Here is a 12,786-nt window from a genome sequence, read left to right as displayed (position 1 = left end):
GACCGCTTCAGGTCAGCTTCAGGTCAGCTTCGGGTCCGCTTACGCCGCAGCGCGGCTCGCCGCCAGCTTGCGTTGCAACTCCGGCATCATCTTCGCCACCGCTTCTTCGCCCGCCAGAATCGCCGCGTTGCGCTGCGAGAAATCGCTGCCGCTCATGGCGGCCAGATTCGGCCGGATCACGACGTCCGCGTACTTGTCGAGTTCATAAGCCTTGATCGTCTGGCCCATGATCGTGAAGGTCTGCATCAGCACGTCGAACGAACTGGCCGTCAGGCCGCTTTCCGGCCGCTGCGAGATATCCACCGCGATCACGAAATCCGCGCCCATCTTGCGCGCGAACGACGCCGGCACCGGGCTCACCAGGCCACCGTCCACATACTCGTGGCCACCGATCTTCACGGGCTCGAAAATCGACGGCACGCTGCACGACGCGCGCACCGCAATGCCGGTGTTGCCGCGCTGGAACAGGATCGGCTGGCCGGTTCTGAGGTCGGTGGCGACCACCCCGAGCGGCTTGGCCAGTTTCTCGATCGGGCGGTTGTTGAGCGTCGTGTTCAGGTAGTTCTGCAGCGCGACGCCTTGCAGAAAGCCGCGCGTGCGAAACGGCATGGCCCAGTCGCTGATCGACGCTTCGTCCATGGTCAGGGCGAGCTTGTTCAGCGCGAAGCCGTTCATGCCCGACGCGTACAGCGCGCCCACCACCGAGCCGGCGCTGGTGCCGGCCACCAGATCGATCTGGATATTGCGTGCCTCGAGCCCCTTGATCACGCCGATGTGCGCGAAGCCGCGCGCAGCGCCGCCGCCTAGCGCAAGCGCGACGCGCAGCGGCCGTTGCGGTTTGTCGAGCGGCGGCGTGGCCGTAACGGGCGTGGTGGCGACGGGCGTGCTATCGGCCTTGCCTCCGGTCGTGGTGCAGGCGGCCAGCACCGCGGAGGCGGCGGCCAGTGAAAAGTTGCGGCGGGCGAGGCTAGGCGATGAGGGCTTCAACGAGTTCTCCAGCAACGGCGCGGGCAACGCAGTCGGCGTCGCCGGTGGCCGCGATCAGGCGGATAGTCAGACGGACGGCATCGCCGGCGGCGATACCATGCGCCGTGGATCTATCTCCGGCCGCAGCGCGCGCACATCATAAAGCAAAGCTTCGCGCGCGCGGCGGCGCGGTAATGAAACGTTGCAGAGGAAGCCCTCGGACGCTATGCGGCGCGGTATGCACGCCGCGCCTGGCCGTTCGGACGAGGGCAGGTAAGACGCTTCTCGAAGGTATAATTCGCCTCTCGCATTTAATTCCTTCGTGCCCATGCACGGCGCTGTTTTGCCGAATGGGCGCGCTCCGCTGCCGCGCTTCATGGGCGATTGTCTGCCCGCAGGCGCCGGCGCCTGTCTTCCGAGTAACCGCTAATGACCACCTCCGTTCGTACCCGTTTCGCACCGAGTCCCACCGGCTTCATCCACCTCGGCAACATTCGCTCCGCGCTTTATCCGTGGGCGTTCGCGCGCAAGATGAAAGGGACCTTCGTGCTGCGGATCGAGGACACCGACGTCGAGCGTTCCACCAGCGAATCGGTCGACGCCATTATCGAAGGCATGGCGTGGCTCGGGCTCGATTTCGACGAAGGCCCGTTCTACCAGATGCAGCGCATGGACCGTTACCGCGAAGTGCTCAAGCAGATGCAGGACGCGGGGCTGGTGTACCCGTGCTACATGTCGACGGAAGAACTCGACGCGCTGCGCGAGCGTCAGCGCGAAGCCGGCGAAAAGCCGCGCTACGACGGCACGTGGCGTCCGGAGCCGGGCAAGGTTCTGCCGGAACCGCCGGCCGGCGTGCAGCCGGTGCTGCGCTTCCGTAACCCGCTCACCGGCGTGGTGGCATGGGACGACGCCGTGAAAGGCCGTATCGAGATCTCGAACGAAGAGCTCGACGACCTCGTGATCGCGCGTCCGGACGGCACGCCGACCTACAACTTCTGCGTGGTGGTCGACGATCTGGACATGCGCATCACGCACGTGATTCGCGGCGACGATCACGTCAACAACACGCCGCGGCAGATCAACATTCTGCGCGCGCTCGGCGGCGAGCCGCCGGTCTACGCGCACTTGCCGACCGTGCTGAACGAGCAGGGCGAGAAGATGAGCAAGCGCCACGGCGCGATGAGCGTGATGGGTTATCGCGACGCCGGTTTCCTGCCGGAAGCCGTGGTCAACTATCTGGCGCGCCTCGGCTGGTCGCATGGCGACGCGGAAATCTTCTCGCGCGAACAGTTCGTCGAGTGGTTCGATCTGGAGCATCTGGGCAAGTCGCCGGCGCAATACGACCACGACAAGCTGAACTGGCTGAACGCGCACTACATCAAGGAAGCGGATAACGAGCGCCTCGCCGGGCTGGCCAAGCCGTTCTTCGCCGAACTGGGTATCGACGAGGCCGCGCTTGCCCAGGGCGCCGATCTGGCGGCCGTGGTGGGCTTGCTGAAGGACCGCGCATCGACGGTGAAGGAGATCGCCGAGAACGCTGCGATGTTCTATCGCACGCCGGCGCCGGATGCCGAGTCCCTCGCGCAGCACGTGACCGACGTGGTGCGTCCGGCGCTCGCCGATCTGGCCGCCGCGCTGAAAACCGTGGAGTGGACCAAGGAAGCAATCGCGGCCGCATTGAAGGCGACGCTCGGCGCACACAAGCTGAAGATGCCGCAACTGGCGATGCCGGTGCGTCTGCTGGTGGCGGGCACCACGCATACGCCGTCGATCGACAGCGTGTTGATGCTGTTCGGGCGTGATGTTGTCGTCGGCCGGATCGAAAAAGCGCTGGCTTGAGCGCGTTCGCGCGAGCCTTGAGAGGGTTTGCATGCGACTTGTGAAAAAAGTCGCATGCAATTGCTCAAAGGGTATTTACAAAGCGCAAATTGGCCTCTAAAATCTCGTTTCTGTTCTGCAAGGGGGGTATAGCTCAGCTGGGAGAGCGCTTGCATGGCATGCAAGAGGTCAGCGGTTCGATCCCGCTTACCTCCACCATCAGAGCAGAGTGAAGTTGTTCCGAAGTCTGGAACTTGTAGCAAAAAAGACTTCACAAACAGTTGTAACGTAGCTAGAATATCGGTCTTTGCTGCTGACGAAGTGAAAGTTAGCGTGAGTTAGCAGCAAGATAAAGACAGATCTGAAAAGATTATGTCCCCTTCGTCTAGAGGCCTAGGACATCACCCTTTCACGGTGAGTACAGGGGTTCGAATCCCCTAGGGGACGCCAAACATCAGCGTCGCTTTAGTGTTCGAAGTCATGCTTCGAGTAGCAGTAAAGCAGCGCAGCTTGCAGAGAAATAACCGACGCTCGCAAGCCAGGGTGTAAAGACTGGAGTGGTAGTTCAGTCGGTTAGAATACCGGCCTGTCACGCCGGGGGTCGCGGGTTCGAGTCCCGTCCACTCCGCCAGACAAAGCCCGTTCATCCAAACTTGAACGGGCTTTTTCATTAAAGGTGTAAGCAGTACGTTGTCCCCTTCGTCTAGAGGCCTAGGACATCACCCTTTCACGGTGAGTACAGGGGTTCGAATCCCCTAGGGGACGCCAGCACATCGGCGTCGTTCGGTTGGAAGTTGAGCGGTGCAGCGGTAAATGAGCCAGTCTCGTGAGCCGCGGTGCAGAAAATCTGGAGCGGTAGTTCAGTTGGTTAGAATACCGGCCTGTCACGCCGGGGGTCGCGGGTTCGAGTCCCGTCCGCTCCGCCAGATTTGAGAAAGCCCACTTCGTAAGAAGTGGGCTTTTTTTATTCCGCTGTCCCGCGCGCCTGGGTATGCTCGGGAAAAACAGCCATTGCCAGCGCGCGCGGCCTGTTTTACCGTTGACCCGACTCTTCCATGTCGCCCCGCCATGTTCGATCCCACCGAAGCTCCGTTACCGTTTCATCTGCGCAAAGCCAGCATGGACGATTTCGAGTTCGCCGAGGCGCTGACTCGCAACAACATGGGCGGTTACTACCGTCGCCACCATCTTGTCTGGCGCGGTGATCTGTTTCTAGGTAGCTGGCGCGAGTCGGAGAATTTCATTCTCGAAATGGACGGCACACCCATCGGCGTGTTGCGCATCACGCAAGAGGGCGACTCGCTGCATATCCGCGACGTGCAGATTGCGGAAGGCCATCGCCGGCTCGGCGCCGGCACGTATCTGCTCGATGTTTCGCATCAATGGGCACGCGAGCGTGGCCTGCGCGAGTTGCAACTGCGCGTGTTCGTCGACAATCCCGCCGCGCGGCTTTATCAGCGCAAAGGTTATAAGCTGGCCGGGCCGCGCCTTGCGCAACTTGGCGCGATCCGTCATCTGGCGCGACGGGTTTGAGGCGGCGGTGTTCTTGACACGCGGGGCCTGAGCGCGGACGTTTGGCGCGCCGGCTTTGTGGCGTCAGGTTGACGCGCAGGGGATCGACACGCAGGGTTAGCGGCGCGCAACCAGGCACCCAGCTAGGCGCTGCGTCAAAGCGCACGTTTGGCACCCGGGATTTCAAGCACTCAGTCAGCGTCCGGCATCGCTCTCTGCATCCGCGCGATCTCGCGCGGTCTCGTCGTCCACCTCTGTGTCGCCATGCTCCCCATGCCCCACCCGATGTTCAGAGCCACGCTCGATAAACGCGCGCGGACTCTCGCCGAAGGCACGCCGGAACATCGCGGAAAACGCGCTTTGACTCTGATAGCCCAGTTCCAACGCGACATGCGACAGCGGCCGTCCTTGGCTCAATAGCGGAATCGCGCGCGCCAGAATCGCCTGCTGGCGCCATTGCGAAAAACTCACCCCCAGCTCCTGACGAAACAGCCGCGCAATGGTGCGCGTGCTCGCGCCGACACCGGACGCCCATTGTTCGAGCGACTCGCCATGCGTCGGGTCCGCGATCACCGCTTCGCACAGCGCGCGCAGACGCTTTTCATTCGGCATCGGCACGGAGAGCGGCAGCGGTTCCGAGCGAGTCAGTTCGTCGAGTGCGAGCGCGCCGAGCAACTGCTCACGCGTAGCCGAGATACCCGGTGTGTCGAGCGCGGCAATCACTTCGCGCAGCAGATCCGAGACTTCGACCACGCGCGGCGTATCGAGTCCGGCCGGCACCGTGCTTTCGGTGATGTAGAGCGTACGCAGGAATGCGTCTTCGACGGCGACCACTTCGTGCGTCACATGCGGCGGCACCCAGATTGCCCGCGACGGCGGCACCATCCACGTCGTGCCGGTCGTCGCCACCCGCAGCACACCGCGCGACGCATAGGCCACCTGCGCCCACGCATGCGTGTGACGCGCGATGCGCCAGCCCGAGGGCATCTGCCGCGAGCGTACGCGGATCGGATGCGTTTCGTTCGGCTGGAACTCGAACGGAATATCGGCGAAGCGCACGAGGCTCGACGGGTTTGAGTCGGCGGATGAAGTCATGGTGAAGATCGATCCCGATAACGGACCGCGGCAAGCGCGGACCTCGAAAGTCATCCGAAAGCACCGCAAGGCAAAACCCGCTACGGCAAACCGCTGCGGGATCCTCATTGTAGGTGTTGCAAGGAACCGGGCGTTGCATAATGTCCTGATTGCCCGGACCCGAGGAGAACGCCATGAGTTTTGCTACCGCGGACTTGTGCGACGCGCACGAGGATCAACTGGCGCTCGGCACGTTGCGCGTGCTCGAGCCGGTCTTTCACCTGTTCAGCCGCGCTGAGTGTTTCAGCGGTGAAGCGGTGACAGTGAAGGTCTTCGAGGACAACGCACTCGTGCGGGTCACGCTCGAGGAGAAGGGCGCGGGCCGCGTGCTGGTGATCGACGGCGGCGGCAGCCTGCGTTGCGCGCTGGTGGGCGGCAACCTTGCGCAGATCGCGGAACAGAACGGCTGGGCGGGCATCGTCCTGAACGGCTGCGTGTGCGATACGCTGGAGCTCAATGAGGTCAACGTCGGCGTCGCGGCTTTGGCAACCTGTCCAAGGCGCGGCCAGAAGCTCGGCGCCGGCGAGCGCGGCGTAGCGGTGCAATTGCCCGGCGCGCTGGTGCGTCCCGGCGAATGGATCTACGCGGATATCGACGGCGTGCTCGTGGCGAGCGCGGCGCTCGACTGAACCGCGGCCGGCACTTACGTTCGAACAGAGCCAGAAACAGAAGCCACCCAAACCCCCATTCAAGGAGAGCAAACGACGATGCAGACCGTCTTTGTATACGGCACGCTGCGTGCCGGTGAAGTGAACGACATCAGCGAAGCCGCGGCGCGCAACGAGATCGCCGCGCCAAATCGGCTCGGCACGGCCACGGTCCGTGGCCATCTGTTCGATTTCGGCTCGTATCCGGGCCTCGTGATCGACGAAGCGGGCGTCGACGTAGTCGGCGACGTCTACGAGATCGACGACGAACTCGTTGCCGTGCTCGACGAAATCGAGGCGGTCTATCCGGGCGTCGAGGATCGTTTCCTCGCGCGCGAAGTGATGGTGAAAGTCGACGGCGATGTCGTGAACTGCCGCTTTTATCCGGTTGCGCCGAATGCAGTGAAGGGCTTGCCTGAAATCAAATCGGGCGACTGGACCGAGTACCGCCGCACGCGCTAACAAACGCGCTACCTCACGCGCGCAAAAAAAACGGCCCGGCAAGCATACGCCTGTCGGGCCGTCCGGTCGGTCAGCCTTGCGACTCAAGCCGCTTTCGCGCTAGAGGTGACACGCTAAAGCAGGCTTGCTACTGCGTCGTCCGTTATCAACGCATCGGAGCGCATCTGAATGAATGCCCCCGACGCATCCATGAGGCCTGACGTTGGCCTCAGATTTCCTCGTACAGCGGCAGCGTGAGGAAGTCGGTGAACTGCTCCGACGTCGACATCTCTTCGAAGATCTGCGCGGCGCGCTCATACGGCTTGGTATCGCCGCCCACGGCTTGCTTCACCTTGTCGAGTTCCTGCACCGACAACTCGCGCACCAGCTCGGCCGTCACCTTGCGGCCGTCTTCGAGCTTGCCCTTCGGCGAGCGAATCCATTGCCACACCTGCGAGCGGGAGATTTCCGCGGTGGCGGCGTCTTCCATCAGGTTGTGAATCGGCACGCAGCCATTGCCCGCGAGCCACGCGCCCAGGTAGTGGATGCCGACGTTGATGTTGTTGCGCAGACCGCCTTCGGTGATCGGCGCTTCCGGACGGAAGTCCGTCAGGTCGGTGGCCGTGACGAGCACGTCGTCGCGCTCCTTGCCGATCTGGTTCGGCTTGTCGCCGAGCACCTTGACGAACTCTTCCATTGCGATCGGCACGAGGCCCGGATGCGCGACCCAGCCGCCGTCATAGCCGTCGCCGGCATCGCGCGCCTTGTCCGAGCGCACGCCGCCCATCGCCTTTTCGTTTGCGGCCGGATCGTTCTTGATCGGAATCAGCGCGCTCATACCGCCGATCGCCGGCGCATTGCGGCGATGACAGGTCTGCAGCAATAGCAGCGCGTAGGCGCGCATGAACGGCGACGTCATCGTGATCTGCGAGCGGTCGGCCAGGCAGAAGTCGCGGTCGGCCTTGAACTTCTTGATCGCCGAGAAGATGTAGTCCCAACGCCCGGCGTTCAGACCCGAGCTGTGTTCACGCAACTCGTACAGGATCTCGTCCATTTCAAAGGCGGCGACGATTGTTTCGATCAACACCGTCGCGCGAATCGTGCCGCGCGGCACGCCGACCGCTTCCTGCGCGGCGACGAAGATGTCGTTCCACAGACGCGCTTCGAGATGGCTCTCCATCTTCGGCAGATAGAAGTACGGGCCCGAGCCGCGCGCGATCAGTTCCTTCGCGTTGTGCACCATGAAGAGCGCGAAGTCGAAGATGCCGCCCGACACGCGCTTGCCGTCCACCTTCACGTGCTTCTCGTCCAGATGCCAGCCGCGCGGACGCACGATCAACGTGGCGACCTTGTCGTTCAGCGTGTACGACTTGCCATTCTGTTCCAGCGAAATCGTGCGGCGCACCGCGTCCTTCAGATTGATATGGCCGGTGATCTGGTTGTCCCAGCTCGGCGCATTCGAATCTTCGAAGTCGGTCATGTACGAATCCGCGCCCGAATTCAGCGCGTTGATGATCATCTTGCGTTCGACCGGACCGGTGATCTCCACGCGGCGGCATTGCAGGTCCTGTGGCAGCGGCGCGATTTTCCAGTCGCCTTCACGCACGCTTTTCGTTTCGGCGAGGAAGTCGGGGCGTTCACCTGCGTCGAGGCGCTTCGTGCGTTCCACACGCGCTTGCAACAACTGCTGACGGCGCGGCTCGAACGTACGATGCAGCGCGGCGACGAGTTCGAGCGCTTCGCGCGTGAGAATCGCGTCATAGCCCGACTTGATTTCAGCCGTGATTTCCATGCCCTGCGGCAGTTGCAATGATGAATGCGATGACTGCGGGTTCGCCATGTTTTCTCCTTGGTCGGTCGGATTGCAAAGATGCAAATGTTGAGATGCGGTTGAATTGCGGTCGATGTGCGTCGCGTTATCCAGTGGTAGCCGTCATGCGCCAGGGCTGTGGCGCGCGCGGCTGCCGCCGGTGCCGCTGCTGCGGCCGGGCGACGCGCGGGTCTTCAGAAAAGCGAGCAGATCGGACATGCCTCCGCCCGCGCCATTCGGCGTGACGCCCAGTTCTTCGGCTGGGGCGTTTTGCCGGTTGAGCCAGAAAGTGGTGAAGCCGAACCACGTCGCGCCCGCCACGTCCCAACCGTTCGACGACACGAAGACGATCTCGCGCGGCAGCGCGTCGAAGGCTTGCGTGCCGAGCGCGTAAGCGGCGGGCGAGGGCTTGTAGGCGCGCACGGCGTCGACAGATAGAACGTGGTCGAACAGGCGCGTCATGCCGGCGCTCTTCACGGCGATGTCGAGCATTTGCGGATTGCCGTTAGAGAGAATCGCGAGAAGCGGACGCGCGGCGGATTCGCCGCCCGCAGGCGCTGCTGAATTCGGCGTTACGTCGCGCAAATGGCGCAGCGCGGGCACGGCATCGGGGAACGCGGACAGGCACGCGTATTCGTCCATCAGACGCTTTTCGGCCGTGCGACCCAGCGTGAGCTGAAGTTTTTTCGCGGCGAAACGCAAGGCGTCGAGTGTGATGTCCCAGAACGGCCGGTAGTGCGCACCGGGTGCGGCTGCCGGATCGGCGAGCGTGCGCAACTGCGTGTATTCGATCTGTTTTTGCCGCCACAACTGCGAGAGCGCGTCGCCGTGGCCGGGGAACATCTGCTCCGCGGCAGCGATCACCGAATGCACGTCGAAAAGCGTGCCGTAGGCGTCGAAAATCACTGCTTTTGGGAAGAGTGTCGTTGTGGCCGACATTGCCGTGCGCTCCTATCAGAGGTCAGGACGAATTGTATTAGTGATGCTATATGCTAAAAAAGAGGCTAAACATCACTTGATCTTTTACTTTCATCCACCTAATCTGGCGCGCACCGACCACTTTCCCGCCCAAGTGCGGTTCCCATCGCTCATGGACCGTTTCAAGCAGATCGAGACTTTCGTGACCGTCGCGGCCAAAGGCAGCCTGTCTGCCGCGGCTTCGGCCGAAGGCGTCGCGCCGGCCATCATCGGCCGCCGCATCGACGCGCTCGAAGAGCGCCTCGGCGTCAAATTGCTGGTGCGCACCACGCGTAAGATCACGCTGACCTTCGAAGGCTCGGCCTTTCTCGAAGACTGCCAGCGCATCATTCACGAGATGCAGAACGCCGAAGCGAGCGTCTCGGCGGGCGGCGTCAAGGCGAGCGGCCATTTGCGGCTGTCCGCGCCGGCGGGCTTCGGGCGGCGCCACGTCGCGCCGCTGGTGCCGGCGTTCACGGTCGCGCATCCGGACGTGTCGATCACGCTCGACCTGTCCGACCGACTCGTCGACCTGGTCAACGAGGGCTTCGATTGCGCGGTGCGGCTCGGCGAGTTGCCGGATTCGTCGCTGGTGTCGCTCAAGCTCGGCGAAAACCGCCGTGTGTGCGTGGCCTCGCCGTCGTATCTGAGCCGGCGCGGCGCGCCGCACAGCCTCGCCGATCTGGCACATCACAACTGTCTCGCGCTCGGCGCGAGCGCCAATCAGCAACGCGGCTGGATGTTCCAGCAGGGCGACAAGGTCGTGTCGATCAAGGTGTCCGGCACGATGGAATGCTCGGACGGCGCCGTGCTGCACGAATGGTGTCTCGAGGGCTACGGTCTCGCGTGGCGCTCGTGGTGGGAAGTCGGCACGGACATCGCGGCCGGGCGGCTCGTCAGCGTGCTCGACGAATTCGCCGCGCCGCCCATCGGCATTCATGCGGTGTTTCCGCAGCGCCGCCATTTGCCGTTGCGGGTGCGGCTGTTTCTGGACTTTCTCAAGCATACGTATGGGCACCCTGACTACTGGGGCTAAAACGGCGGGTGCTGACGCCCACCGGCACCGCGCGGCCTTGCCCGGCGGTTGCGCCGCCGCCGCGAACAACGGGTTTCCCATATGCGGACAGACCCTCAACAGATTCATACGCTCAATTCCGCGACCTACAATCGATTGAAGCGGCTTGTCAGCCGAGCCTCGTTGGACGCTGAGGCCGCGCTGCGCGCAGCCGGCGACGGAGGACATCATGTTCAGACACATCCTGGTTCCGACCGACGGTTCAGATCTGTCTCGCAAGGCAATCGACGGCGCCATCGATCTCGCGCAAGCCGTCAATGCACACGTGACCGCCTACGCGTGCCTGCCGCAATATCCATACTCGCCGTTCTCCGACGTGGTGGTCGAACCGCCCTCCGAATTCCTGCAGCGCAGCGAGCGCGAAGCGCGCGTGCATCTGCGCGAGGTGGAGATGGCGGGACGCCGTGTCGGTGTCACGGTCGACAGCCGGACCAGCGTGCACCCGGCGCCGTATCTCGGCATCATCGAAGCGGCGGAGCAGGGCGGCTGCGACGTGATCTTCATGGCCTCGCATGGCCGCCGCGGTCTGGGGAGCCTGCTGATCGGCAGCGAAACGCAGCGGGTGCTCACGCATACGAAGATTCCGGTGATCGTGTATCGCTGAATCGTCGAATCACGGGCCACAAAAAAACGCGCCGGCGGTGAGGCCGGCGCGCGCTGTGTTCGCCGCACAATGCGTTGTGCTGGCTTTTTCTCGACTGCTGCTGCGATCTCTCCCAAGTTCCACTGCGAGAACCTGGCCGCCGGCGCTGTTCGACTCGCGCGCCGACGACCGCGCTCCTCCCTGTGACGGCGGCCCTCTGACGGAGCCGCTTTTCGTCTGTCTGCCTTGTCCCTGCGATCAGACCACGGGGTGGATTACGCGACCTTCTTGTCGAAGAACTGTTCGTCTTCCGTCGAGCCATGCAGCGCGGTCGTCGATGCATCGCGTTCGACCGTTTGCGTTACAGCGTCGAAGTAGCCGGTGCCGACTTCGCGTTGATGCTTGACCGCGGTGAAGCCCTTTTCGGCCGCAGCAAATTCAGCCTGCTGCATTTCGACGAAGGCGGTCATCTGGTTGCGGGCATAGCCGTGCGCGAGGTTGAACATCGAGTAGTTCAGTGCGTGGAAGCCGGCCAGCGTGATGAACTGGAACTTGTAGCCCATCGCGCCGAGTTCGCGCTGGAACTTGGCGATCGTCGCGTCGTCGAGGTTCTTCTTCCAGTTGAACGACGGCGAGCAGTTGTACGACAGCAGTTGATCCGGGTACTCCTTGTGGATCGCGTCGGCGAATTTCTTCGCGAACTCGAGGTCCGGCTTGCCGGTTTCGCACCAGATCATGTCAGCGTACGGCGCGTAGGCGAGGCCACGCGAGATCGCCTGCTCGAGACCCGGCTTCGTGCGGTAGAAACCTTCCACGGTGCGCTCGCCAGTCAGGAACGGCTTGTCGTTTTCGTCGATATCCGACGTGATCAGATCCGCGGCTTCCGCATCGGTACGCGCCAGCAGCACGGTCGGCGTGCCGGAGACGTCGGCGGCCAGACGCGCGGCCGTCAATTTGGCGATGTTTTCACGGGTCGGCACCAGCACCTTGCCGCCCATGTGGCCGCACTTTTTCACCGACGCGAGCTGATCTTCGAAGTGCACGCCGGCGGCGCCCGCTTCGATCATCGCCTTCATCAGTTCGAACGCGTTCAGTACGCCGCCGAAGCCGGCTTCCGCGTCCGCCACGATTGGCTGGAAGTAGTCCACGTAGCCTTCGTCGCCCGGATTCTTGCCTTCCGACCACTGGATCTGGTCAGCGCGCGTCAGCGTGTTGTTGATGCGCTTCACGACGAGCGGCACCGAGTTCGCCGGATACAGCGACTGGTCCGGGTACATTTCGCCGGCGACGTTCGCGTCGCCCGCCACTTGCCAGCCCGACAGATAGATCGCCTTCAGGCCGGCCTTGACCTGTTGCATGGCCTGATTGCCGGTCAGCGCGCCGAGCGAGTTGACGAACGGCTCGTTGTTCACGCTTTCCCACAGTTTTTCCGCACCGCGCTTGGCGAGCGTGTGCTCGACTTGCACCGAGCCGCGCAGGCGGATCACGTCTTCCGCCGTGTAGCTGCGCTTCACGCCTTTCCAGCGCGGATCGGTTTCCCATTGCTGTTGGAGTTGCTTGGCTTGTTCTTGACGGGACATGGTGCTCCTTGGTTGCCTGTATGGATGGGTGACTCTTTTCTTCGTCGAAACGGTTGGCCGGTTGGGGCGTTTCGTTTCGTGAAGTCTTATATAAGAGTCTAGGCAAATCAATGGTCGCGCAATAGTCGCCGGGGAGCCTTTCTGGAATATTTGTTTGTGTTTAAAATCAATGAATTACGTCGCACGTTTCGCATTAAGAAACGACTTTTTCCATCTTGCAATAGGCCGTCTTGTGCCTTGCAGCACGATTTTTTACGACGCAA

At 62.8% G+C, this 12,786-nt stretch carries 11 protein-coding genes and 5 tRNA genes; 11 read left to right on the top strand and 5 right to left on the bottom strand.

The features are described from left to right. Positions 1-39 precede the first annotated feature (39 nt). Positions 40-987 (bottom strand): patatin-like phospholipase family protein, encoded by a 948-nt coding sequence (locus tag P0D80_RS07990; RefSeq protein ID WP_408175918.1) that lies wholly within the window; start codon positions 985-987, stop codon positions 40-42. Positions 988-1,395: 408 nt separating this feature from the next. On the opposite strand from P0D80_RS07990, the gene gltX reads away from it, so the two are divergent. The 7 genes from gltX to P0D80_RS07955 all read left to right on the top strand — a co-directional run bounded on the left by gltX (position 1,396) and on the right by P0D80_RS07955 (position 4,317). Continuing rightward, positions 1,396-2,805: a glutamate--tRNA ligase gene (gene gltX / locus P0D80_RS07985; RefSeq protein ID WP_408175920.1), complete on the top strand. Its 1,410-nt coding sequence runs from the start codon at positions 1,396-1,398 to the stop codon at positions 2,803-2,805. A 122-nt stretch (positions 2,806-2,927) separates the two neighbouring features. Beyond that, positions 2,928-3,003 (top strand) — tRNA-Ala (locus P0D80_RS07980). A 155-nt stretch (positions 3,004-3,158) separates the two neighbouring features. Beyond that, positions 3,159-3,234, top strand: a tRNA-Glu gene (locus P0D80_RS07975). Positions 3,235-3,338: 104 nt separating this feature from the next. Continuing rightward, positions 3,339-3,415: transfer RNA gene (locus P0D80_RS07970), tRNA-Asp, on the top strand. Positions 3,416-3,476: 61 nt separating this feature from the next. Continuing rightward, positions 3,477-3,552: transfer RNA gene (locus tag P0D80_RS07965), tRNA-Glu, on the top strand. An 81-nt stretch (positions 3,553-3,633) separates the two neighbouring features. Then, positions 3,634-3,710: transfer RNA gene (locus P0D80_RS07960), tRNA-Asp, on the top strand. 142 nt (positions 3,711-3,852) lie between these two features. Next, positions 3,853-4,317, top strand: a complete 465-nt coding sequence (locus P0D80_RS07955; RefSeq protein ID WP_012433487.1) for a GNAT family N-acetyltransferase — start codon at positions 3,853-3,855, stop codon at positions 4,315-4,317. 174 nt (positions 4,318-4,491) lie between these two features. Here P0D80_RS07955 and P0D80_RS07950 read toward each other — a convergent pair whose 3' ends face one another. Further along, positions 4,492-5,391, bottom strand: a complete 900-nt coding sequence (locus P0D80_RS07950) for an AraC family transcriptional regulator (protein ID WP_408282658.1) — start codon at positions 5,389-5,391, stop codon at positions 4,492-4,494. 173 nt (positions 5,392-5,564) lie between these two features. Between P0D80_RS07950 and rraA the strand changes: the two genes are divergently transcribed. Both rraA and P0D80_RS07940 read left to right on the top strand, forming a co-directional pair. Then, a complete protein-coding gene (gene rraA, locus P0D80_RS07945) occupies positions 5,565-6,059 on the top strand; it encodes a ribonuclease E activity regulator RraA (protein ID WP_408282657.1) in 495 nt (164 codons plus the stop codon). A gap of 78 nt (positions 6,060-6,137) precedes the next feature. Further along, on the top strand, positions 6,138-6,539 hold the full coding sequence (locus P0D80_RS07940) for a gamma-glutamylcyclotransferase family protein (RefSeq protein WP_132373897.1): 402 nt from the start codon (positions 6,138-6,140) through the stop codon (positions 6,537-6,539). 208 nt (positions 6,540-6,747) lie between these two features. Here the strand turns inward: P0D80_RS07940 and aceB are convergent, their stop codons facing one another. After that, complete coding sequence (aceB, locus tag P0D80_RS07935; protein ID WP_408282655.1) at positions 6,748-8,358, bottom strand: malate synthase A; 1,611 nt, start codon at positions 8,356-8,358, stop codon at positions 6,748-6,750. 93 nt (positions 8,359-8,451) lie between these two features. Further along, positions 8,452-9,267, bottom strand: a complete 816-nt coding sequence (locus P0D80_RS07930) for a haloacid dehalogenase type II (RefSeq protein ID WP_408282652.1) — start codon at positions 9,265-9,267, stop codon at positions 8,452-8,454. Between the two features lie 151 nt (positions 9,268-9,418). Here P0D80_RS07930 and P0D80_RS07925 point away from each other — a divergent pair, with 151 nt between their 5' ends. Beyond that, positions 9,419-10,321, top strand: coding sequence for a LysR family transcriptional regulator (locus tag P0D80_RS07925; RefSeq protein ID WP_106279585.1), 903 nt, complete (start codon positions 9,419-9,421; stop codon positions 10,319-10,321). A gap of 208 nt (positions 10,322-10,529) precedes the next feature. Further along, positions 10,530-10,964, top strand: a complete 435-nt coding sequence (locus P0D80_RS07920) for a universal stress protein (RefSeq protein WP_132373900.1) — start codon at positions 10,530-10,532, stop codon at positions 10,962-10,964. A 254-nt stretch (positions 10,965-11,218) separates the two neighbouring features. Here the strand turns inward: P0D80_RS07920 and aceA are convergent, their stop codons facing one another. After that, a complete protein-coding gene (aceA, locus tag P0D80_RS07915; protein ID WP_132373901.1) occupies positions 11,219-12,523 on the bottom strand; it encodes an isocitrate lyase in 1,305 nt (434 codons plus the stop codon). Positions 12,524-12,786 lie beyond the last annotated feature (263 nt).

Source organism: Paraburkholderia sp. RL17-373-BIF-A (genome assembly GCF_046030175.1).
Classification (GTDB): domain Bacteria; phylum Pseudomonadota; class Gammaproteobacteria; order Burkholderiales; family Burkholderiaceae; genus Paraburkholderia.
This window is presented reverse-complemented; position numbering and strand designations above follow the sequence as displayed.